The sequence below is a fragment of the Parabacteroides sp. AF17-3 genome (assembly GCF_003635445.1).
Classification (GTDB): Bacteria; Bacteroidota; Bacteroidia; order Bacteroidales; family Tannerellaceae; genus Parabacteroides; species Parabacteroides goldsteinii.
The window spans coordinates 25,315-48,214 of record NZ_QTMM01000015.1; the positions used below are offsets into that span (position 1 = coordinate 25,315).

Sequence of the window (22,900 nt, forward strand, 5' to 3'; positions counted from 1 at the left end):
ACTACCTCCTGCCGGATGGCTGTCAAATCCCTACATTATATATAAGAATAAAAGAAAAGGTATTCTTTCTTTTTATGCGTTTTGATTATTAAAATTGATTGGTTAAACAAAATACAATTGTATTCAGTTACAAAAACAATTGTATTTGTATGTAAAGACAGTTGTTTTTGAAATCAGAAACAATTGTTTTTTTACATATGCAAAACATCATGGTTCGCCCAGAAAATCCACAATAATTGCAACCTGTAAAGGAGACAAGATACGGGCTCCTTTAATCCATCCTGAACGAATCAGACGATCGTACAATTCTTTGTTTATTATTACCCAACGTGTAAGTCTTCTCGAGGCTGAATGGGGTGTTAATCCTGGAGCATAAAGGATAGCCAATTCCTGCCATCCAAAAGTTTTTTGTTGAAATAGTTCTTCCATAATAAGATGATTTTAAGTTATTTTATTACCCTATAAATATACACATAAATTCGGATATAACAACTATATAATCAAATAAATTCAACAAAAAATGCATCTAAATGCCCGTTCGGTTCCATTCGGATCATTCAGCCTATATCCCCACCGTATCTTTGTAATGAATTCAAGGGAAAACACCGGTTAATCTCCCCCTGAATCCACCAGTAATTTCCAATTATCAATTTTCAATTAAAAATCCATGTCATTAAAGTATCGTGTCGTCCTCAAAAAGGACATGAGCAAGGGAGCTGCCAAAGGCGCTCAATTGTATTACGGTCAGGTCCGTTCGATGGAGAAGACCACTTTCAAAAAATTGTGTAAACTGGTCTCCGGTTACTGCACCGCCAAACCCGGTGAAGTAGAGTTGGTGATCGATGGTCTGATTTATGTTCTCTGCATGCTGCTCGAAAGCGGCAATGTCATCCAAATGGGCGAATTCGGCAACTTCCGCATGATTGCCGGCAGTAAAGGTTCATCCACCCTGAAGGATTACGATCCGATGTTGTTTAAGAAGGCCCGTATTATCTTCACCCCCGGCGCCATGCTGCGTCAACTGGTCTCCGAAGCCAGTTACGACCGCCTGGACCCATTCTCCGACCCGGAAGAAAAGAACGGAGAAGGTGGCGAAGACAGACCGGAAATCGAGTGAAATAATTATTCTTATTATGACCAAAAAGGATTTTATCACCAAGTATCTTCCCCTGGCTCAAAAGGCCGGGGAAGCTTTCCGGATCAATCCGGTTGTTATCCTGGCACAAGCGGCTATCGAAACCGGTTGGGCACAAAGTGATCTTTGCCTGCAACATCATAACTTTTTCGGTATCACCGCTTACGGGAAAAAGAACGTCTGGTGGACCGGGACCTCCGTGCAACTGAGCACCAACTCCCTTTCCTTCCGTACATATCCCGACCCGTTACACTCTTTCATGGACTATGCCCGCCTGCTCCGCCACGCCTACACCGATGCCGCCGACGTCAGCTACAAGCCTGCCGCCTTTGCCCTCAAAATCGGTTACAGCAAATACATCAGCGAAGTAAACGGCGACAACCGCGAAGCCTACCGGCGAATACTGGTCTCGATCAGTCGGACAATCGAAAAAGCGATAGCGAATTAGGTTCATATCTTATCAGATATGAGTGTTTGTTTATAGCAACAGGTTGTAACTGGCTCCCCTCTGGAGAGGGGAGCCAGTTACAACCAGTCAATAAACAGATGATTCAATTATTTCTATAATTTAACTATCAAAACAATGAAGTACCTTGAAACGATCCTCGCCTTCCTCACCCAGCTTGCCCGGATCATCTTTCCCCGCAAGCAAAAACCGGCAGCCGGTGACTGCCCCTGTCCTGATCCTATGCCTGCTCCTCCTGAGCCTTCTCTCCCTTCTGATGCGGGAGACGGAAGTGACCCTGACTTGTATCGGGGCGATACTATCACTCTCACCCAGGGAGACTGGGGAGACAAACACCACGTCGAACCCATAGAGATTGCCGGCTACAGCCTAATGGCTTTCGGAGTGATCGGGAGTCTTTATAAATTGTTGATCGGATGAGCAAAAAAGTCTGTTATTTTCACAAAAGGGTGGAAATAGCAGACTTTCTGTTTATACAAAAATATGGATAGCTTATTTTGCTAAACTCTTTATCTCATCCACCACCCTGCTAATATCATCATCCGTCAGTGTCGGACCAGAAGGCAGACAAAGCCCTTTATCAAACAATCTTTCCGAAGTCCCGTCCCCATAAAAAGGTGATTGCTTAAACACCGGTTGCAGATGCATCGGTTTCCACAAAGGGCGTGTTTCTATATTTTCATCTGCCAAATGTAACCGGACATCCTCACGATTAAACCCAGCCTTTTCCGGATCTACCAAAATACAAGTCAACCAGAAATTCGAATTGAAATCTTCCGAAGGATTCTGTTGTACCTCGATACCCGGCATATCCTTCAGCAACTCCGTATACAGCCGATGTATTGCCCTGCGTCGTGCAATATGTTCATCCAACACAAACATCTGTCCCCTACCGATACCCGCACAAATATTACTCATTCGATAGTTATATCCGATACATTCATGTTGGTAATGCGGAGCATTCTCCCTGGCTTGAGTAGCATAGAACATAGTACGTTTGGCCTGTTCTTCCGTCCGGCAAACCAAAGCGCCGCCTCCGGAAGTCGTAATCATCTTATTTCCATTGAATGATAAGGCGGCAAACTCTCCGAAGGTACCACATTTCTGTCCCTTATACTCCGAACCCAAGGCTTCTGCTGCATCTTCCAAAACGGGTATTCCGTAATGAGAAGCAATAGCCATAATTTCATCCATTTTGGCGGGCATGCCGTATAGATGAACCGGGATAATTGCTTTCGGAAGTTTTCCTGTTTTACGCAAACGGTCTTTGATCGCTTCTTCCAAAAATAAGGGACTCATATTCCAAGTATCCTGTTCGCTATCTACATAGACCGGAGTAGCTGACTGATATGCTATCGGATTAGCAGAAGCGGCAAAAGTAAAGGACTGGCAGATGACTTCGTCACCTGCTTGCGCACCTAGTTCGATAAGACCCAGGTGGAGTGCGGCTGTACCGGCAGACAATGCGACCACGTGTCGGTCTTCTTTAAGATAGTCCGCTAACTCTTTTTCAAATGCATTTACATTGGGGCCTAAGGGGACAACCCAGTTGGTATCGAAAGCTTCTTTTATGAAGTCTTGCTCACGACCACTCATGTGAGCGAGTGAAAGCCATATTTTCTTATCCATATAGTTATGATAAATAATCAGATTTGTTTTATTATTTTACATCTATTGCCGACAGCCAACACACCGTCAGGGATATCTTTGGTAACAACAGATCCTGCACCAATTATACTCCATTTTCCTATTTTTACCCCTGGAATAACAGTGCTACCGGCTCCGATCCACGTTCCCTCACCTACCTTAACATTGCCACAAAGTGTACAATGAGGAGATATATGTACATAATCTTCTATTACACATTCATGATCAACAGAAGCACCTGTATTTATAATACAATGTTTCCCAACATAGACACCAGTTTGTATAATAGCACCTTGCATTACAACCGTCCCCTCATCAATTGTAGTCGTTGCAGAAATTATAGCAGACGGATGAAAAGCCTTTCCAAATCTTACATTAAATTGTTCCGCTATTTTCTTACGAATATTATTATTACCAATACTGATAATCAGAGGTCCCTTAACCTCTACAGAACGTAATACAGGATAGTCAAGAAGCCGGTGAATTGCTTCATTATCATCAAATAAAGCTTCAATAGGCTCATTAATAGCCCGCAAAATATCAACGATCACTTTAGCATGACCACTTGCACCGTATAAATACATTATCTATTTATTAATTATTTCCAGTAAAAGGCTCCATTGTGACAGAAGTATCAGAACTAATCCCCTCCCTGACAAACACCTTTTTTATTGTCAAAAACAGGATTTTCAAATCAAGTAAAAAAGAGCAATGATCCACATACCAAACATCCAGTTCAAACTTCTTTGTCCACGAAATTGCATTACGCCCATTAACCTGCGCCCAACCTGTAATCCCAGGACGAACTTCATGTCGACGTGTCTGCTCTTTTGAATATAGAGGGAGATACTGCACCAACAATGGACGTGGACCAATTAATGCCATATCACCCTTCAACACATTAATAAGTTGCGGTAATTCATCGATCGATGTGGAACGTACAAATCTTCCTATTTTCGTCAATCGCTCTACGTCAGGTAAAAGATTTCCGTCAACACCCCGATCATCCGTCATAGTTTTGAATTTGATTACTTTAAAGATCTTACCGTCTTTACCCGGACGTTCTTGCAGAAAGAAAACACTCGCTCCCTTATTGGTAAAATACAACCAGATAATTACGACAAGCAGTATCGGCCAAAGTATAGCCAATGCTAAAAATGAAAAAATTAAATCAATCAGTCCCTTGAAAAAATATTTATACATAGGATTCTAAATTTCCATAAACAGCACATTTCACATTCATCGTTACCTTTATAAGATATTATTTTCCTGTAAAAAAATTTCCCAACAACTCAAATCTAAAAACCTAAATGTCAGACCTAAGCAATCTCTGAAATGAAGACATTCAACAGAATTATTCCATCAATATAAAATGATAAATCTTTTCACAGCTGTTTTTTTAAAACAGTTTTGTTATCATAACGCTTCCAACATTTCCAATGTTTTCGCAAAAGTAGTCAGATATTATTTATCCAAAGAACAATATTCTTTCAGCAATGCTTCCCATACTTTATGCTGCTCATATCGTTCTATAATCATAGGTCTGGCCCGTTCAGCCATTTTCTTAACTTCATCATTTCGGTGCTCATAAAACCACTTCATCATGTTATACAAAGCACCTTCATCACGTGGTAGAATAATCTTACCATTCACACCGTCTTGAATTATTTCGTTACAACCATTGATATCTGTAACAATTGAAGGGAGTTTCATTGTACCAGCCTGAAGAACAACATTAGGGAACCCCTCTCGATAACTGGGAAATACCAATACATCCGCTGCGGAAAAAAAGGGACGTACATCCGATTGATGACCTACAGTTATAATGGAATTATCTTTATCTATCTTTTCCTCTACATCTTTAGCTAACGGATCTAATTCACGTTCAAATCCACCTACAAGAAGTAATTTAATATTCTCATAAGAACTTTTTAACAGCACAAATGAACGCACCAACTCATTAACTCCTTTATCCTTTACTATCCGCCCAACAAAAACAAATACGAAATCCATAGTGCCAATTCCCCATCTACACCTTAAGTCCTCTTTAGGTAAAGTGTTTTGTACGGAAAAATATGAAGTATCTATGCCATTAGAACTACCTTGAGCAATCACTTTAAGTTTGTTAAACGGAGCCAATTTCAAAGAAACGATAATATCCATCATTACAAAAGAATTTGGATAAACTTTTGTTGCACAAGCATAAGTCAACTTTTCCATAAAGTCCAATAATCGCCTTTTATTACCTGTAGCTACTAACAAAGGCATTCCTGCCACTGTATGCAATCGATTAGGTACCCTCACAATCCATGCGGCAAGCATTCCCAACAATCCAGCTTTAGGGGTATGAGTATGTACAATGTCCGGTTTCTCCTTTAACAATATACAAACAAGCTGAAACAAAGAAATCAAATCTTTAAAAGGAGTAATTTTCCGAGTCATCTCTACAACATATCCTCTTACCCCTTGTTCTTGCAAAACTTCCTGAAATCCCTCTTTTGAAGAAATGGCCACTACATCAAAGTAACGGTTCATATATCTCAATTGTCCTTTTAACAAGATTCTTAAAGAGGTAGATACTGTGGTTATTCTAACTATCTTTTTCATCTTTAAAGTCTGCCATCAACCAAGCGAGGATCTAATATTCCTTTCACGTCATAAAGGACTGCATTTTCTTTCATCAATTTACAGACATCAATATTTACAAAGCTTTTATGTGCAACAGCTAATATTACAGCATCATATTTTTGTTCAGTCAACTCATTTGTAAGCAGAATACTATATTCTTTATTGGCAATTTGAGAATTTGCCCACGGATCATAAATCGTCAAATTCAGATCATACCCTTTCAACGCTTCATAAATATCTATTACTTTCGTATTACGCACATCCGGACAATTCTCTTTAAAGGTAAACCCCAGTATCAATATATTAGAATTCAATACCTGAATACCTTTCTTCAACATCAGTTTCACCACCTGACCAGCCACATACTCTCCCATACCATCGTTCATCCGCCGACCGGCCAATATTATTTCAGGATTATAGCCATAACTCTGTGCGCACTGAGCTAGGTAATAAGGATCTACGCCAATGCAGTGTCCACCAACTAGTCCCGGCTTAAAGGGAAGAAAATTCCATTTGGTACTTGCAGCGTCCAATACATCTTGAGTATCAATACCCATAAGGGCAAAAATTTTGGATAGTTCATTGACAAAAGCTATATTGATATCCCGTTGAGAATTTTCGATAACCTTTGCTGCTTCTGCCACCTTTATCGTAGGAGCCAAATGTGTTCCGGCAATTATTACAGAAGCATACACCTCGTTCACTTTTCTACCGATTTCAGGAGTCGAGCCGGAAGTCACCTTCTTTATCTTCTCCACCGTATGCAACTTGTCACCTGGATTAATACGTTCGGGTGAATAACCGGCAAAGAAATCCATATTGAATCTCAGACCCGAAACTTTTTCTACAACCGGAATACATTCATCTTCCGTTACACCCGGATATACAGTCGATTCATACACAACAATATCACCTTTGGATATCACCTTCCCCACGGTAATGCTTGCACCATACAGCGGGGTAAGGTCGGGATTATGATTATGATCTACCGGCGTAGGGACTGCCACAATATAGAAATTACAATCACGTATATCCTCAATGTTAGTCGTACACCTGAAGCCATTGGCAATAGCAGACTGCAACAATTCATCAGACACTTCAAGGGTAGCATCGTGACCTGCCATTAAGGCCTCCACACGGGCTTTATTCATGTCAAAACCAACTGTTTGGTACTTAGTGGAAAACAAACGGGCTAAAGGAAGCCCTACATAACCGAGACCAATTACGGCAATTTTTACTGTATTCATAAGATTTTCAGTATTTATAAAAATTTATTGGTTAAAAGAGAGAAATAATCAGATATTATGCCAATACCATTTGACAGCTTCTTTCAAACCATCACACATACTGTATTCAGGATTATAACCAAGTAACTTTTTAGCCTTATCAATGCAGGCCAAAGAATGGGGAATATCCCCCAAACGATTCGGCCCATGAATAATCTCCACATTGGCTATTTCTAGATCAAACTCACTCAAATATTCTTTCAAATAATCTACCAACTGGTTCAATGTTGTTCTTTCTCCAAAAGCGGTATTGTAAACCTGGTTGACCGCATCCGGATTAGTTGTTGTCATAGCAAGCATGTTCATCTGGATTACATTGTCGATGTAAGTAAAATCGCGACTGTACTCACCGTCACCGTTAATAACGGGACTCTCGTGTGCCATCAATTTCTTCACAAACAAAGGAATAGCTGCAGCATAAGCACCAAACGGATCTTGGCGACGACCGAATACGTTAAAATAGCGCAGACCAATACACTCCATTCCATAAATACGAGCAAATACATTTGCATAAAGTTCATTCACATATTTGGTAACAGCATAGGGAGATAACGGCTTGCCTATCACATCTTCCACTTTAGGGAGTGATTGGCTGTCTCCATAAGTGGATGAACTTGCCGCATACACAAACCGCTTAACTCCCGCATCACGGGCTGCAATCAGCATATTTAGAAAACCGCTGATATTAACAGCATTAGTGATTGCAGGATCTTTGATGGAACGGGGTACGGAGCCCAATGCCGCCTCATGTAACACATAGTCTACTCCCTCTACTACTTTTTGGCAATCTGAAAGATTACGGATGTCGCCTACTACCAACTTAAATGTACTCGGATATTGATTCAGCAACGGAAGAAGATTCTCGATCTTTCCAGTAGCAAAGTTGTCCAAACATACAACTTCATAATTATGGGCAAGCAAATGCTCGCAAAGGTTGGAACCAATGAAACCGGCTCCGCCGGTAACTAATACACTCATTGCAGATCTACAATTAATTTAAAAAATTCGAGATATTTATTTTGATTCATTTGGATAGAATAATTTCTTTCTACACACAGTCGATTCCTACGGCCTACATTCTCATAAAAAAAACGTTTTGAGCAAACTGTTTCGAGAGAAATAAACCACTCTTCCGATGTAGAAGCAAACAAGTTCCCATTGCCACCATCAATCTTAACGTTAGCAGGAAAAGGAGTAGAAATAGTAGGTTTAGCACAAGCCATATATTGTACCAACTTAAATCCACACTTACCATGCTCAAAAGGCAAATCTATGAGAGGCATCAATCCGACATGAAATTGAAGCATTTCATGAAACTCCGTTTTCGCATTCCACGGAATAAGTAAAACCCGCTCTGCATTTCGAAAGGCTGTTCCATAATAACCGATCAGATGCAACTCAGCTTCTTTATGATATGAAATAAAACGTAATAGTACCTCAGCTATAGTATCTAAATGTTTCGAAGTGGAACGGCTACCTATCCAGCCTATTACATATTTATTTGTAGGCTTCGGTGAATACAGCTTATACTTGTCAAGGTCAATAGAGGTTGGGATCTCAATAATATTTGAATTAAAAGATAACAAGTAGGAAGTTAATTCCGGACTGCCAGTTGTTATACCGGACGCCCAAGAAGCAATATACGGAATCTTCCTGCCCAATAGCCATCGAATAAGACTAAAATTATGACAGACATAGTTAATGTATATAGCATCATCAAAATCAAGAACAAATTTCTTATGGCAAAGATGTAAGATGTATTCCAAAATTGGAGGAAAGTAAGGAATCAATTCTTTCTCAATAACAATCAAGTCATATTTATATGATTGAGAAGCTACTATTACTATCCTCCTCATTATCGAATATATAGCATAAGCAACCTTATACTTCATTTTATTCATCTTCCCTATATATCCGTAAGGAAAAAATGAGCTAACCTTATACTTTATATTAAATCCGGAAAGATATTGATAAGTCCGGTACCTCGAACTTGCTCCATCAATATCATATTTAGGTAGAAACAGAATTCTCATCTCATTTATGAAACAAATAACGTAACCCATCCTTAAAACCCTTGTAGGAATTATTCAAGTATGATCTCTTTTCCGGGAAATAACATAGGCAGAGAAAAAGCCGGATGATATTTGAAACTGGAAATCTAAACTTCCATGAAAAAGGTATATATTTCTTATTGACCAATAAAAAATAATTCCTAAACCTATAATACATTCTCATAGGAGAATGCAAAGGAATTCGCTTACCTCCAAATTGCACTTCCTTTTTACCAAGACTATGCGATAAAAAGCAGTGGGTATCTATATAGAAACTGCAATTTGTTTTATAAACAGCACGCCAACACCATTCCAGATCCACCATATCTATAAACAGAGATTCGTCCATACCTCCCACTTGAACTAAAATATCTTTCGGGATTAAACTACCAGAACTGATTAATGTACCAACTTTCACAATTTTATCTTGACTACTATTTACATTTTGTGTATAATAAACTTTATCGTTTTCCCGATTATATGGCATTGGACCAACAGCGCCAACTAATTCTAATTTAGATTTTTGTTCATAACATGTCATTAATGATTCAACTAAGTTATCCGGTGCTAAACTATCTTGATCCATAAAAAGTACAAAATCGGCACCTTGAGATAAAGCATATTTAATACCTATATTTTGTGCTTTAGCTATCCCCAAATTTTGGTTATTACGAATCATTACTACATTATCGAAATTAGTTGTCAAAAAATTAAAACCACGCGTAGAGTTATCAACTATTATAACTTTATCTGTTTGGGTACACAACTTACAGATAGTTTCAGTAAATATTCCAATTTCCGGACTATAAGACACTAAAACACAATATACTAGCATAACTAGATGTATAATAAATAAAAAAAATACAATATTAATAATATATTATTCATATATTTATTTCAAGTAATCAAGCGTTTTATACACTGTTTTTTTATAAAAACAAATTTATATTTTAGTCTTGAATGATAAATAAAATACGCCCAAAACATCAATTGAAGATTTAGAGAAAGCATTGAAAATATAAAATCATCGAAAAATTGAAGTGATAGTGATGTTGCAAAATATGCATACAAAATCAAAGCCCATGTCTGTTTATTCAGTGCTAACCGATACAAGTATGATGTCAAAAAACCCGTAAAAAAAGCAAAAACAATAATGCCTACAACACCAAAGTCCACATAAAAAACATACAAAACAGTAAAAACATTTGTATAAAATGGTACCATAGCATATCCACCTGTGCCTACAAATGAATCTCCTTCATCAAATATAAAATCAAAACCTAAGACATTCAATAATTTATAAAATGACATAAAAACATGTTCACCCCACAAACCAGATGATACATTTTCCTCCAGTACTTGATCCATAGCTGGAACACCCGCAAAAATATATACCTTAAGCATTTCTACTAGTGCTTCAAATAAAGACAAATCCCGATTTATTCCTTTTCCTTGTTGAATAGAAATTAATATAGTAATAAGTAAGCATACAATTATCATAATTTGCTTCACCTTAATCTGTTTCTTGAAAGACAAAATGATTATTGAAGGTATAATTATAAATATTACACTTACTTTCGCCATTGAAGAAAAAGCAAATAAAAAATTTATAAAAAGTAGAACTAATAACCTAATTCTACTGTCACAAGGCTTCAATCTATAAAGTTCTGCTAAAAATAAAATAATAGCTAAAGGAGAAAAATAATTTAAGAATCCAATCCCTTCTACTTCTATGTCTTTTCCAGTTGCAGCCATCCTTAAAGAAATAAGAGCCTCCCCTCCTAGCATCATTATTCTTACAATTTTATAGATCAAAACCGGTATTATAATTATTAATAATTTGTACAAAACACTAAATAAATACTCATTATAACTAACATTATTAATACAAGACGTATGTTTTATCTTAATCATGTTACTAAAAAGAGAACCTAAAGAAAAAAATATCAGCCACAAACTATAAAGAAAAAGTAACCTATCTGTCACATTATACAGGCCTAAATTCCCCCAAAATAGTCCTATAAAAACAAAACACCAAGAACAATAAACTATAGCTAATGGGGAAAGGATACTTTTTCTTAGTAGAATTATACCACTGAGTATAATTATAAGAGACAAAATAAACAATAAAGCAAAAGGAGTCATTTTTTTATATCCAAATATAGTCCTATGTGATTCTTCCCAATATTACATCTAAGTACTTCTTGTTTTTTCACCCTTATATCTCTTCTCCTAAAACCATCTGAGAAGCACTTAGTAGTAAGGGAATGCACTAACACTTTTAACAAGCGAAACCTTACTAGTAAAGTCATCATGAATTTAGGACAATGAATAGATTTCGTTTGAATAAGTGATGATAAAACTTTTTTATTACGCATTCATTGCTATATTATCTGAGCAAACGTTGAAAAAATACATTTCATCGTTTCAAGATAATATTACGCAATTTATAAAAAGAAGACTGATAGATGTTATATCTATACCTTCTCCATAATTTAATGGGACGCAGTCCTGGAATACCCAAATTCTTTTCAACCTCATTGTACAATTCTGCACTAGCTTTCCTCAAAAAATTATCAAAGTCCAAGAGTAACTTATCTGCTTCCATACGCTCAAGATAGTAGCATAACAAGACTACATAATTCTGACAAATCTTAGCTTTAGCAATTCGTTTCACAATCTCTAGATAAATCTTATCCGTTCCTTCTTGCTTTTGAGCATTAAAATATTCAATTACCCGACGAGTTATCTTTAAATGGTCAGAATAGTGTCTAGTACTACCTTCACGAGACACGCTCTGCCCTGCTCTTCCTATAAAATATCGATAAATCGACAAATCAATAAACATAAAATTTTTAATATACCTAAGAGGCAAATAATCATATTCGATATCTGCATAAAAACATTCAGCAATAATTATATGATTTTTTTGAAGTATCTCCGTACGATAAGTAATAGACGGCAAATCAAACCAGTCTTTCCCCCACCTAAGTTGGACAAGTTGACTATAATCATAAGTTTTATTGAATTCTATATTTTGGAAAAGAATAGGTTTTTTCTTTCCTAACTCTATATATTCTAACACATAAGGAGTCAGTAGCAAATCACATGAAACAGTCGATAAATAGGTCACAAACTCACTAAATGGAATACTTTCATACCAATCATCTGCATCAAGCAACTTAAAATACTTTCCCGTAGCTTCCATTATAGCTAAATTAACCACACTTCCCCATCCTCCATTAGGTTTATCAATTGCTTTTACAGACAACGGATAAAGCGATTCATACTTCTGAGCTATTTGTAATGTTGCATCAACCGAACCATCATTGATTATCAATATCTCTACATCGTCAAGATTGTTGATACAAACCAAAGAGTCTAAACAACGAGAAAGATATTGCTCCATATTATAAGCTGCAATAGCTATCGTCAAAACTTTGCTATTTTTCATTACGTTATTGTCTTCCTAAAAAGTTTTTGGTTTTTACTATATTATTGTAACCTACTACACTCTTAATCAATTTCTTCAAAGGATTTTTTACCCTCTTAAGAATAACAGCTTTCAGCGTTTTACCCTGTTCCTTTTTTTCCGGCCATGGAGTATATTCTCTATATTTCCAATAAAGTTTCTTCACAGCCTCGTCTTCATAATGATACTGCCATGCCTTATAACCTGCAAAATGAATGATAGAAGGAGATTCTTTCGCATGTATCAACTCATCTTCCTTAAAACTTGAAATATATTCATTCAAATTATACACATACGGATGTACATTCCACCACAAAGGTAATACACCATATTTACCATCTAAAACTCCATTAAGTGCATCTTGATCTCCGCAATATACCAATGGATGTTCTTTGAAGAAAGCAATCATTTTATCCAACAACCTCTCCTGTTTCCAAAGATTCAAATTCATAACCAGTACACCAGCATTAAAATAAGAAGATTTCACATCCATTTCCAAATACTTCTTTTTATCATATTGCAATGTCTCCTGACGAAGCGATCTTGCTTCGTCTTCACTCATCGTTGTCTTAGCTCGCAGTTCACCTATTCTATTCGACGGATAATGTTCAGGAACAGCATTGACACTATAAGAGGAATCAGACATCTTCATCAATTGATATATATCATCTAATACCAATAAGTCACAATCCAGATAAATAAGATTGCTTTCATGAGGCAATAAATCAGGAGCCAACAATCGCAAAAATGTATTAACAGTCAAATACTTTGAATACTGAATACTTTCAAATTTTCTTTTATAACTGACATCAACCGAACAAAATTCCAGGCTACCCAGCCTGGATTCAAAATGTGCTTTCAATGTAGCGCGTGTAGATTCACTCAGTTCGTCAGCAAAATACATAATGATAAAGCGAACTTTACTACTTGCATTACGAATTACAGACTCCATCACCACTGCCGCATGTGGGGCATACGTATCATTAAAAGTTAATAAGATTTTCATTTCACCCACGGTATTAACAATTTGAAAGGTGTTCAACTAACTTTTTTGCTTCAAGTATATTGTCTTCAATGGAACAATAAGTCCAACTTCCATACCTGCCTATTGGATAAATATTGTTCTGTGCCAATACTATTTTCTTTTCCTTCACATCCTTAATTGATTTTTTCGTGATGTGTACATAGGCAGGATCCATTATAATGGAATGAGATGCTATCAATTTATGATCAGTAATTATTCCAACTTTCTTTAAATCATCAATGACCTTCTCCTTGTAATACTCCACATCTATCGCAGTAGTATCCTTTCTAAAGCCTAATTCAACATACAGAGACATGTTCTTTGTTGCAAAAATATTGTCGTAATAGCCAATTCTATAAAAACATAAATCCTTTGAAGGGATATAAATCCAATTATTAAGAACATCCTTCCCTTTCTTATCAAATCCCAAATTGAAGACCAACACTTTATTCCAAGAGTAAATATCAGCATCATATCCCATACCACAACATTGCATTAATAGCGGAAATGGCATAGTGGAAATTAGATTGTCATATTTCAATTCCCTTTTATCTGTCTTTATGACTTTTTTCGCTATATCTATGGATTTAACATTCTCATTCAAGTATATATTATTCTGCCCTATATAAGAAGCTAAAGATTTGACATATTCAATAGCTCCACCTTTAGGGTAAGTAAAATGGCTGTTATAAGAATCATTATTCGTCTTTTTAAAATTTCTAATAATTTCTTCCTTGTCTGCATAAGGAAAGAATCTTCCCATTGCATCCACATCCAGATGATTCAGATCACAAGCATATAATTTCTCATTATATGGTATCAGAAATTTTTCCGCTATCGATTTTCCAAACTTAGCATATAACATCTGCTTGAATGTGGAATAATCACTTCCGGTAGTGGTAAATAAATCATATAGACAATCTATAAATTCATCCTTATCTAATTGATGAATATTCTTCTGAAAAGGAAAATCTATATATTTTCCCCCATAAAAAATTTGTGTATGTTTTTCGCAACGCAATATATCGTCCTGTACTATATTCCGACAAATATAATCTTCCAGAAAAGCATTCCTAAAATGAAAAAAATGTCCAGAATAATCCCACACAAAATTTTCCTTCTTTATTGTCTTACAATATCCTCCTATCTCTGTATCTTTTTCCAACAATAAACATTCATTTTCAGAAAAACCTGCATAAGCAAGTCCGGATATTCCTGCTCCTATTATTACATCCATAAAATATACTGATTATATTACTAGCTTACTCTTTGTTAGAAACAAACCGTCCTATACTATTCTTCAAAAACGAGAGTTCTCGAAATCTAAATAAATATGAAAGAAACAAATAAAAGAGTCCACCAAACGATATTCCCCAAAATAACTGAAGATATGGATTTTGGAATAATTGAATAAACAGATGAACACTAATCCCTAAAGATAAGTTAAGCATCATAACAGGAAATAAAGTCTTAATCTCATCGCGATAAGTAACCGAAAGTATTTTCTTTACAAAAAATATCACTATCGCAATATCACATATATTATATACCAACACTCCCCAGCACATGACATTCACTCCAAAAGGAATGGTTGTAAACAATATGCCGAATGCCACAATTTTCTTTATAATCTCAGATTTAAGAGATAAATCACTTCGTCCCCTCACATTCAATATCTGCCAGTTTATATACATCACCGGATTCCACATATTAGCGATACATAATATAGACATATATATTGCAGATTCACTCCATTTGTCTGTAAGAAGCACCAGAATAAAAGGCTTGGACAAAACCGACAACAATACAGCAACAGGAAATATGATATAAGCCACTTGTCGTAAGTAAGACAAGAATACATCTCGCAAATGTTGTTCTTCATCTTGGATTCCACATAATACCGGATACATAGCCCGCGATATTATATCCGTTAAATTTGTGCTGAAAAACGAAGAAAAAGTATGGGCTCGGTTAAAAAGTCCAACCGTTGCCGACTGAAAAAGACGCCCAATTATAACTGTATACATATTTGAATAAATAGTATGAAACAGACTTCCTATCAATAATTTTGAGCCAAATGAAAACAATTCGCCAAAAGAATTCTTTGAGAAAGTCCAATAAATTTTCCAACGAGACACACAAAACAAGGCTATAGAGATTAACAAATTATTCAAAATAGATTGAATAACTAACGCCCATACACCATATCCTCTCCACGCCAATAATATACCTACTACACCACTTATGATTACAGCCAAGAGCGAAACACGAGCTTGTGTCTTAAAATCCAGTGCTATAATCAGTTTCGTTCGATGTACAATAGATAAAGATGATATTATTAAATTTAAACCTACTACCTTAGTCAGTTTTTCTAAAGCAGGAACATTATAAAAAAATGCAATAAAAGAACTGGAAAACCATAATATACCATAAATAAATATTGCAAAAAATATATTGAACAGAAAAACTGTAGAGAAGTCAGTTTCCGTCCGCTCCTTTTTTTGCACCAACGCATTAGAAAATCCTCCATCGATAAAAGCTTGGCCAATGGCCATGAATATTCCTAGCATCGCTATCAGCCCATACTCCGAAGGAGTTACCAGTCGGGCAATGATAATACTTAACACAAACTGTATACCTTGTACGGAAAAGCGTTCCACCGCACTCCATACAACCCCCCTTACAGCTCGGCCCTTTAAAGAGTCAACCACGAAACTTAATAATTATAATAGATTGTTTGCTTTAAGACATCGATAAACACCCAGTATGTGTTTTCGGGCAATAGTCTTGAATTTATTAAAATAATAATAACCTTATCGCTATTGAAAGATATTGTTTAATTAGAAGTATTTACCAAACTATTTCCATCCTATACGTTCTTTTATAGAAGATATCACTTGCTCATGAGATTTTCTAAAAAGGCAAACTAAAACATCGGAAATTCTTAAGGCTTATTTACTTATTTTCCCCCCCAAAATAAGCTATCGTCTTCTTCAACCCCTCTTCTAGATTTACTTTAGGTTCCCAGCCACCCAACTTTTCCTTAGCCAACATTATATCCGGCTTTCGCTGCTTCGGGTCATCACCCGGTAACGGGCAATAAACAATCTTTGATTTCGAATTTGTCAACTCAATCACTTTCTCAGCCAATTCCTGCATGGTGAACTCTCCTGGGTTTCCCGTATTCACCGGACCGATGAAATCATTCCCGGTAGCCATCATTCGGATCATGGCTTCAATCAAATCATCTACGTATTGGAAACTTCGGGTTTGAGTTCCATCTCCATAGATTGTAATATCTTCACCTTTTAGAGCCTGCACAATAAAATTGGAAACGACACGTCCGTCGTTCGGATTCATACGTGGACCATAAGTATTAAAGATACGAATGATTTTAATCCGTACACCATTCTGACGATGATAATCCATAAACAAAGTTTCGGCTGCGCGTTTGCCTTCATCATAACAGCTACGGATACCGATCGGGTTCACATTTCCCCAATAAGACTCAACCTGAGGATGAATGACCGGATCTCCATACACTTCACTGGTTGATGCCTGGAGAATCTTTGCCTTGGTCCGTTTAGCCAATCCCAACATATTCATAGCTCCGTAAATGGAGGTTTTCATTGTCTTGATGGCATTATATTGATAATGGGGAGGCGATGCAGGACAAGCCAGGTTATAGATCTCATCGACCTCGGCGTAATAAGGAGAAGTTACATCGTGACGAACCAACTCAAAGTTGTCATACTGCAACAGGTGACGAATATTATCCTTACTGCCGGTAAAATAATTATCCAGGCAAATCACGTCATTGCCTTCTTTCACCAAACGTTCACATAGATGGGAGCCGAGAAAACCGGCTCCACCCGTTACTAATACACGTTTCATTTTTGTCCGATTCTCGAATAAGTAAAACCTAATTCTTTCAATTCCTCGCCATCGTAGATGTTTCGTCCATCCACTACCACATGATTCTTCATGGCTTTACGGATGATCGCCCAACTGGGCATACGGAATTGTTTCCATTCCGTCATCAAAGCAATAGCATCTGCATCTATCACTGCTTCATACATATCTTTACAATAGGTGACAACATCCCCTATCCTACGCTTTGTTTCATCCATAGCAATAGGATCGAATACATTAATCACAGCACCAGCTTTCAGTAGTTTATCAATCACAACCAACGCCGGGGCTTCGCGCATGTCGTCTGTTTCCGGTTTAAAAGATAATCCCCACAAGGCAATAGTCTTTCCTTTCAGATCACCATTAAAAGCTCTATTCAATTTATCAAATACAATATTCTTTTGCTCTTCATTTACCTCTTCCACAGCTTCTATAACACGCATGTGATATCCGTTTTCTATTCCTGTATGCACCAAAGCTTTCACGTCCTTGGGAAAGCAGGAACCTCCATATCCACAACCGGCATATAAAAAGCGGCTACCGATACGGGAATCCGTTCCCATACCTTTACGCACATAGTCTACATTTGCTCCAACACGTTCGCAAAGATTGGCTATATCGTTCATGAAACTGATACGGGTTGCCAGCATAGCATTGGCAGCATATTTGGTCATTTCAGCAGAAGGAACATCCATGATCAGGATGGGATAGCCATTTAGTGTGAAAGGACGATATAATTTCTCCATCATTTTCTTTGCCCGTTCGCTTTCAACACCTACTACCACACGATCCGGTGTCATGAAATCTTTTATAGCTGCTCCTTCTTTCAGGAACTCCGGATTAGAAGCAACATCAAATTCTATATCAACCCCACGTTTATCCAACTCTTCCTGTATAGCTGCACGAACTTTTTTTGCTGTACCAACAGGTACAGTGCTCTTTGTGACTAATACAACATGTTTTTTTATATGACGTCCAACTGTGCGAGCAACTTCCAACACATACTTCAAGTCTGCACTTCCATCTTCGTCCGGAGGTGTTCCTACCGCACTAAAGACTACTTCTACCTTATCCAAACAGGATGTCAAATCTGTTGTAAAATGAAGGCGATCGGCTTTTACATTACGTGCAACCAAATCATCCAAACCCGGTTCATAGATAGGCATCTCACCATTTAGTAACTTCGCTATTTTGTTTTCATCGATGTCTACACATGTGACATCAATTCCCATCTCTGAAAAACAAGCTCCAGAGACTAGTCCTACATAACCTGTACCTACAATTGCTATATTCATAGATTACTACTATTTATCCAACTTTTCAAACTCCGAATTCTGACTCTTAAACTCAGGAACAAAGCTTTTCATTTCTCTTACCATGTCTACAATTTCTACATTCAGAGAAAGATTTGACAAGAGATTGATACATCTCGTAACATCTTGATAGTTATATTCTCTAACATCAGCAATCCGAATTTTTTCATGGAGAGTCTCTTTGGTATTTTCCTTATGACTCAAAAGTTCCTCATACAATTTCTCACCTGGACGTAATCCTGTATACTCTATCTCAATATCCTTTCCAACCTTCATACCTGAAAGTTCTATCATTCGCTGAGCTAAATCAGCAATCTTCACAGGTTGTCCCATATCAAATACAAAGATCTCTCCTCCATTCCCCATCGTACCTGCTTCCAAAACCAATCGACATGCCTCGGGTATAGTCATGAAATAACGAATTATTTCCGGATGAGTTACCGTTACTGGTCCTCCGTTATTAATCTGTTCACGGAAACGAGGTATGACAGAACCATTACTTCCCAAAACATTGCCGAAACGGGTCGTTATAAATTTTGTGCAACCTTGTACTTCACCTTTTATAATAGCCAAACTCAAGCTCTGTACATAAATTTCAGCCAAACGCTTGCTGCACCCCATAATATTAGTTGGATTCACTGCTTTATCCGTACTAATCATTACAAACTTTTCAACACCGTACTTTACGGCTGCGTCTGCAACCAACCGAGTCCCGTAAACATTCACCCGTACAGCTTCACAAGGATTCTCCTCCATCAATGGCACATGCTTATAAGCTGCTGCATGGAATACAATATGAGGATGCCAAGTACGAAAAACATAATCCAACCGGTCTCCATTTCGAACATCTCCTATCACAGGTACAAAATTCAAGTTAGGAAATTTATCTTCCAACTCCAGACGCAAATTATGCATCGGAGTTTCAGCCGAATCAAAACAAATCAACTTACAAATAGGGAAATGTGCTAACTGTCGACAAATCTCACTGCCAATACTTCCTGCTGCACCTGTAACCAGTATCACCTTATTTTCAAGTAAGCAAGCGATCTCCTGCATGTTGATCTGAATTTCTTCACGTCCTAACAAGTCTTCAATCTTTATATCACGGATAGATCGTTTTATCGCACCGTTATGGACCTCTTCCATCTCAGGAACCACCAAAGTATGCAAAGATATCTGCTCACAAAAACGGATCAACCGATCTTTTTCTTGTTGTATAGTTTTGAGATTGGGAAAAAGTATACCGTCTAAAGAATTTCTGTTTACTAGCCTCAAAAGATCTTCGCGGGAAGCTATCTGATACACAGGCAATTCTGCTATACGGAAATTCCTTTTCTGTTTATTGAAAGTGAGAAAACCGGTAATACTGTAATCTTGCATAAAAATATGCCTTGTTGCTGTTGAAGCAATCATAACACTCTCATCTCCCGTTCCATAAACCAATACTTGTTTCCGCTTTTTCCCAAGCTGCAACAAAGCCATATTATATATGTTTATAATAAAAATACGGAATGTTACCAGCATTAGCATTGTAAGGACACAATCGATAAATAATCCGACCAGATAGACTTTCGGAGTAAACGAGGCTTTCAGAACCAGAAGTAATATACATAAAACCACCGATTTCAATATAGCCACTCCCCAAATTCTCCATAAACCACGTAAAGTAGAATGACGGATCACACCGTGATAGACCTTAAAAGTAAAGAAAGCAATCAAACTTCCGACCAAAGAGGCAAAACCTCCTTTTAAAATATCTTCCTGAGTATAGGAAACCCCTAGAAAGGACAATAGTCCTAATACACCTATTAATGAAACACTTAAAGATATGATCAGGTCAAAGCTGAAAATGATCCATCCATTGATATATCTCATTTTGGTAAAACGAGAGAAAAGGCGCTGTAAGCCCACGTAATGATTATTCATTTCCATTGGAAGAGTATAAATAAAATTAGTTTTGGAATTTTCCGAAAGACATAGGTATAGCTAATAACAGCTTTCGATCAGCCATTACCAGAACCTGCGGATTAACAAGATCAGAGAACAAGGAATAGATCACCAGAAAGGTGATTATCAAAAGATAGGACATTAATACTAGTTTATTTTTTACACAAAAAAGTTCGTCAGTCACATAGCTGCAACGACGACCCTGATAAAAAAATGATCCTTTTTAACCGCCGCAAAAGTATGCATTAATTTTCGAACAAACAAAATACAAAAAAATCATTAACCCTTGCCTAACAAGGTATAATGAAAAACCTAACACTTAAAATTAACACAAAAAAACTACTTTGTAAAGGTGATAAAGAGAATCATTATTAGCAACTTTTTCCAATATTCACACAAAAATTCCAGAACCCGCATATATCATAGTATACAGACTTACAGAGACATACGGTATATAAATCAAATATTAAATCAGCCCCAATAAAAACATGCCATGTCATAAAACAATTCATTTAACCATTCAAGAAGGCAGACCTGATTAGCTAAAACAAATTATTCTCTATTCATTACTTATTTAATATTTTTTACCAATCGGCTGTTATCTTGCGATTTACAGAAAAACACATTTCGGAGAAGAACTGAAAATTATGGCATCAATCACTTAGCTATTTCTTTTTTACGCATTCCAAAGTACTGATATTCAAGATTAAAATAAGGTAAACAGCTTCAAAATCGTGAACGATTCAGGGAGTCTTTTGTTTATTTAGCGAGCTAAACAAAGAACACATACCTCCGCTGAGGTGCAAGAGTAATTACCACCAGCAATAATCCGGTATGTTTTTATGCAAATACATTTTTCGACGGTTACAGTATGTGACTGACGAACATTGTCGTATAACTTAACTTAAAAGAACGCATGATATACCTCTTGATTTTAATAGCCTTTGTAATATCTATTATCTTTTCGATGCTGATTATTCCACGTATTCTTATCGTGGCTTTGACGAAAAGGTTATTCGATATTCCGGATGAAAGAAAAATACATACAGGAGCTGTCCCCCGGTTGGGAGGAATCTCTTTCGCCCCTATTATTCTGTTTACGCTGGCTTTTATCTCAGCCATCTCTTACCTGGGATACCTGCAAGGCCTGCCGATCCCTCCTAATATCATTTCACATGTCACACCTGATTTTTACCTGCTCACATGCGGGTTGATCCTGCTGTATCTGGCTGGCATTAAAGATGATCTGATCGGATTACATTATTCTACCAAATTTATCATACAGATACTGGCGGCTTCGCTATTGCCTCTATCCGGGCTATGGCTCAATAACCTGTACGGATTATTCGGTATGCATGAACTGCCGGCATGGCTGGGTATGCCGCTGACTATCTTCGTCATTGTTTTTATTTGCAATGCGATCAACCTGATCGACGGAATAGACGGGCTGGCTTCCGGTTTAAGCGGTGTCTCCCTGATGGTATTAGGGGTATTGTTCCTGCATAACCAGATGTGGACATATGCCACGCTGGCTTTCTCGACATTGGGAGTGTTGATCCCTTTCTTTTATTATAATGTATTCGGGCAGGTCGAACATGGAAGAAAGATATTTATGGGTGATACCGGCAGCCTGACTTTAGGGTATATCCTGGCTTTCCTCTGCATTCGTTATGCTGTGTATAACCCGGAGGTGACACCCTACTCCACAAGTGCGATCCTGGTTGCTTTCTCTACCCTGATCGTGCCGATGTTCGATGTGATACGGGTGATGTTGATACGGTTCAGGAGCCATAAGGGGTTGTTCTCGCCGGATAAAAATCATATTCATCACAAATTTCTGAAAATGGGATGCAAACCGCATGGAGCTTTATTATATATACTTGGTATCTCTATATTTTTCAGTGGCTTAAATATCATACTCGCCCCTTTTGCCAATATAAATATTTTATTCTTAGCGGATATTATCCTATGGACAGCTCTTAATCTCTGTCTGGACAAACTTAAATGCATATAGAATTT

General features: G+C 37.2%; 21 protein-coding genes. 4 read left to right on the forward strand and 17 right to left on the reverse strand.

Features of this window, described 5'->3' with window-relative positions; all coding sequences use genetic code 11:
* Positions 1–207: 207 nt before the first annotated feature.
* Positions 208–429, reverse strand: a complete 222-nt coding sequence (locus DWW91_RS19120; protein ID WP_122328635.1) for a DUF4248 domain-containing protein — start codon at positions 427–429, stop codon at positions 208–210.
* A gap of 238 nt (positions 430–667) precedes the next feature.
* Here DWW91_RS19120 and DWW91_RS19125 point away from each other — a divergent pair, with 238 nt between their 5' ends.
* The 3 genes from DWW91_RS19125 (at position 668) to DWW91_RS19135 (ending at position 2,021) form a co-directional block, all read left to right on the forward strand.
* On the forward strand, positions 668–1,117 hold the full coding sequence (locus tag DWW91_RS19125; protein WP_122328636.1) for an HU family DNA-binding protein: 450 nt from the start codon (positions 668–670) through the stop codon (positions 1,115–1,117).
* Between the two features lie 16 nt (positions 1,118–1,133).
* Positions 1,134–1,583, forward strand: coding sequence for a glucosaminidase domain-containing protein (locus tag DWW91_RS19130; protein WP_122328637.1), 450 nt, complete (start codon positions 1,134–1,136; stop codon positions 1,581–1,583).
* A gap of 135 nt (positions 1,584–1,718) precedes the next feature.
* Positions 1,719–2,021, forward strand: coding sequence for a hypothetical protein (locus DWW91_RS19135; protein WP_122328638.1), 303 nt, complete (start codon positions 1,719–1,721; stop codon positions 2,019–2,021).
* 72 nt (positions 2,022–2,093) lie between these two features.
* On the opposite strand, the gene DWW91_RS19140 is transcribed toward DWW91_RS19135, so the two are convergent.
* From DWW91_RS19140 to DWW91_RS19215, 16 genes are all read right to left on the reverse strand, one after another.
* Positions 2,094–3,230 carry a DegT/DnrJ/EryC1/StrS aminotransferase family protein gene (locus DWW91_RS19140; RefSeq protein ID WP_122328639.1) on the reverse strand — a complete coding sequence of 379 codons (1,137 nt, stop codon included), beginning with the start codon at positions 3,228–3,230 and terminating at the stop codon, positions 2,094–2,096.
* Between the two features lie 17 nt (positions 3,231–3,247).
* The gene (locus tag DWW91_RS19145; RefSeq protein WP_122328640.1) at positions 3,248–3,832 is read right to left on the reverse strand and encodes an acetyltransferase; all 585 of its coding nucleotides are present in this window, start codon (positions 3,830–3,832) and stop codon (positions 3,248–3,250) included.
* A gap of 10 nt (positions 3,833–3,842) precedes the next feature.
* Entirely contained in the window at positions 3,843–4,451 is a 609-nt protein-coding gene (locus DWW91_RS19150; protein ID WP_122328641.1) for a sugar transferase, read from the reverse strand.
* 261 nt (positions 4,452–4,712) lie between these two features.
* The gene (locus DWW91_RS19155) at positions 4,713–5,855 is read right to left on the reverse strand and encodes a glycosyltransferase family 4 protein (protein ID WP_122328642.1); all 1,143 of its coding nucleotides are present in this window, start codon (positions 5,853–5,855) and stop codon (positions 4,713–4,715) included.
* 2 nt (positions 5,856–5,857) lie between these two features.
* The gene (locus DWW91_RS19160) at positions 5,858–7,123 is read right to left on the reverse strand and encodes a nucleotide sugar dehydrogenase (RefSeq protein ID WP_122328643.1); all 1,266 of its coding nucleotides are present in this window, start codon (positions 7,121–7,123) and stop codon (positions 5,858–5,860) included.
* 48 nt (positions 7,124–7,171) lie between these two features.
* Positions 7,172–8,140 (reverse strand): SDR family oxidoreductase, encoded by a 969-nt coding sequence (locus DWW91_RS19165; RefSeq protein ID WP_122328644.1) that lies wholly within the window; start codon positions 8,138–8,140, stop codon positions 7,172–7,174.
* Positions 8,137–9,063, reverse strand: coding sequence for a glycosyltransferase (locus tag DWW91_RS19170; RefSeq protein ID WP_158599470.1), 927 nt, complete (start codon positions 9,061–9,063; stop codon positions 8,137–8,139). Before DWW91_RS19170 ends, DWW91_RS19165 begins: the two co-directional genes overlap by 4 nt.
* 133 nt (positions 9,064–9,196) lie before the next feature.
* Positions 9,197–10,048, reverse strand: coding sequence for a glycosyltransferase family 2 protein (locus DWW91_RS19175; protein WP_122328646.1), 852 nt, complete (start codon positions 10,046–10,048; stop codon positions 9,197–9,199).
* Between the two features lie 62 nt (positions 10,049–10,110).
* Positions 10,111–11,358, reverse strand: coding sequence for an O-antigen polymerase (locus tag DWW91_RS19180; protein ID WP_122328647.1), 1,248 nt, complete (start codon positions 11,356–11,358; stop codon positions 10,111–10,113).
* Positions 11,359–11,632: 274 nt separating this feature from the next.
* Positions 11,633–12,667 (reverse strand): glycosyltransferase family 2 protein, encoded by a 1,035-nt coding sequence (locus tag DWW91_RS19185; RefSeq protein ID WP_122328648.1) that lies wholly within the window; start codon positions 12,665–12,667, stop codon positions 11,633–11,635.
* 4 nt (positions 12,668–12,671) lie between these two features.
* Positions 12,672–13,691 carry a glycosyltransferase family 8 protein gene (locus DWW91_RS19190; protein ID WP_147426557.1) on the reverse strand — a complete coding sequence of 340 codons (1,020 nt, stop codon included), beginning with the start codon at positions 13,689–13,691 and terminating at the stop codon, positions 12,672–12,674.
* A gap of 13 nt (positions 13,692–13,704) precedes the next feature.
* Positions 13,705–14,946: an NAD(P)/FAD-dependent oxidoreductase gene (locus tag DWW91_RS19195; protein ID WP_122328650.1), complete on the reverse strand. Its 1,242-nt coding sequence runs from the start codon at positions 14,944–14,946 to the stop codon at positions 13,705–13,707.
* Between the two features lie 25 nt (positions 14,947–14,971).
* On the reverse strand, positions 14,972–16,420 hold the full coding sequence (locus DWW91_RS19200) for a lipopolysaccharide biosynthesis protein (RefSeq protein WP_122328651.1): 1,449 nt from the start codon (positions 16,418–16,420) through the stop codon (positions 14,972–14,974).
* A 244-nt stretch (positions 16,421–16,664) separates the two neighbouring features.
* Positions 16,665–17,603 carry a UDP-glucuronic acid decarboxylase family protein gene (locus DWW91_RS19205; RefSeq protein ID WP_122328652.1) on the reverse strand — a complete coding sequence of 313 codons (939 nt, stop codon included), beginning with the start codon at positions 17,601–17,603 and terminating at the stop codon, positions 16,665–16,667.
* Positions 17,600–18,916 carry a UDP-glucose/GDP-mannose dehydrogenase family protein gene (locus DWW91_RS19210; RefSeq protein ID WP_122328653.1) on the reverse strand — a complete coding sequence of 439 codons (1,317 nt, stop codon included), beginning with the start codon at positions 18,914–18,916 and terminating at the stop codon, positions 17,600–17,602. Before DWW91_RS19210 ends, DWW91_RS19205 begins: the two co-directional genes overlap by 4 nt.
* Before the next feature lie 9 nt (positions 18,917–18,925).
* Positions 18,926–20,866 carry a nucleoside-diphosphate sugar epimerase/dehydratase gene (locus tag DWW91_RS19215; RefSeq protein ID WP_122328654.1) on the reverse strand — a complete coding sequence of 647 codons (1,941 nt, stop codon included), beginning with the start codon at positions 20,864–20,866 and terminating at the stop codon, positions 18,926–18,928.
* A gap of 931 nt (positions 20,867–21,797) precedes the next feature.
* On the opposite strand from DWW91_RS19215, the gene DWW91_RS19220 reads away from it, so the two are divergent.
* On the forward strand, positions 21,798–22,895 hold the full coding sequence (locus tag DWW91_RS19220) for an MraY family glycosyltransferase (RefSeq protein WP_122328655.1): 1,098 nt from the start codon (positions 21,798–21,800) through the stop codon (positions 22,893–22,895).
* The last annotated feature ends 5 nt before the right edge of the window (positions 22,896–22,900 follow it).

Excerpts from the sequence above, each read along its gene's own strand:
- DWW91_RS19120 (WP_122328635.1), bottom strand. The coding sequence starts at position 429 with ATGGAAGAACTATTTCAACAAAAAACTTTTGGATGGCAGGAATTGGCT.
- DWW91_RS19125 (WP_122328636.1), top strand. The coding sequence starts at position 668 with ATGTCATTAAAGTATCGTGTCGTCCTCAAAAAGGACATGAGCAAGGGA.
- DWW91_RS19130 (WP_122328637.1), top strand. The coding sequence starts at position 1,134 with ATGACCAAAAAGGATTTTATCACCAAGTATCTTCCCCTGGCTCAAAAG.
- DWW91_RS19135 (WP_122328638.1), top strand. The coding sequence starts at position 1,719 with ATGAAGTACCTTGAAACGATCCTCGCCTTCCTCACCCAGCTTGCCCGG.
- DWW91_RS19140 (WP_122328639.1), bottom strand. The coding sequence starts at position 3,230 with ATGGATAAGAAAATATGGCTTTCACTCGCTCACATGAGTGGTCGTGAG.
- DWW91_RS19145 (WP_122328640.1), bottom strand. The coding sequence starts at position 3,832 with ATGTATTTATACGGTGCAAGTGGTCATGCTAAAGTGATCGTTGATATT.
- DWW91_RS19150 (WP_122328641.1), bottom strand. The coding sequence starts at position 4,451 with ATGTATAAATATTTTTTCAAGGGACTGATTGATTTAATTTTTTCATTT.
- DWW91_RS19155 (WP_122328642.1), bottom strand. The coding sequence starts at position 5,855 with ATGAAAAAGATAGTTAGAATAACCACAGTATCTACCTCTTTAAGAATC.
- DWW91_RS19160 (WP_122328643.1), bottom strand. The coding sequence starts at position 7,123 with ATGAATACAGTAAAAATTGCCGTAATTGGTCTCGGTTATGTAGGGCTT.
- DWW91_RS19165 (WP_122328644.1), bottom strand. The coding sequence starts at position 8,140 with ATGAGTGTATTAGTTACCGGCGGAGCCGGTTTCATTGGTTCCAACCTT.
- DWW91_RS19170 (WP_158599470.1), bottom strand. The coding sequence starts at position 9,063 with ATGAATAAAATGAAGTATAAGGTTGCTTATGCTATATATTCGATAATG.
- DWW91_RS19175 (WP_122328646.1), bottom strand. The coding sequence starts at position 10,048 with ATGCTAGTATATTGTGTTTTAGTGTCTTATAGTCCGGAAATTGGAATA.
- DWW91_RS19180 (WP_122328647.1), bottom strand. The coding sequence starts at position 11,358 with ATGACTCCTTTTGCTTTATTGTTTATTTTGTCTCTTATAATTATACTC.
- DWW91_RS19185 (WP_122328648.1), bottom strand. The coding sequence starts at position 12,667 with ATGAAAAATAGCAAAGTTTTGACGATAGCTATTGCAGCTTATAATATG.
- DWW91_RS19190 (WP_147426557.1), bottom strand. The coding sequence starts at position 13,691 with ATGAAAATCTTATTAACTTTTAATGATACGTATGCCCCACATGCGGCA.
- DWW91_RS19195 (WP_122328650.1), bottom strand. The coding sequence starts at position 14,946 with ATGGATGTAATAATAGGAGCAGGAATATCCGGACTTGCTTATGCAGGT.
- DWW91_RS19205 (WP_122328652.1), bottom strand. The coding sequence starts at position 17,603 with ATGAAACGTGTATTAGTAACGGGTGGAGCCGGTTTTCTCGGCTCCCAT.
- DWW91_RS19210 (WP_122328653.1), bottom strand. The coding sequence starts at position 18,916 with ATGAATATAGCAATTGTAGGTACAGGTTATGTAGGACTAGTCTCTGGA.
- DWW91_RS19215 (WP_122328654.1), bottom strand. The coding sequence starts at position 20,866 with ATGGAAATGAATAATCATTACGTGGGCTTACAGCGCCTTTTCTCTCGT.
- DWW91_RS19220 (WP_122328655.1), top strand. The coding sequence starts at position 21,798 with ATGATATACCTCTTGATTTTAATAGCCTTTGTAATATCTATTATCTTT.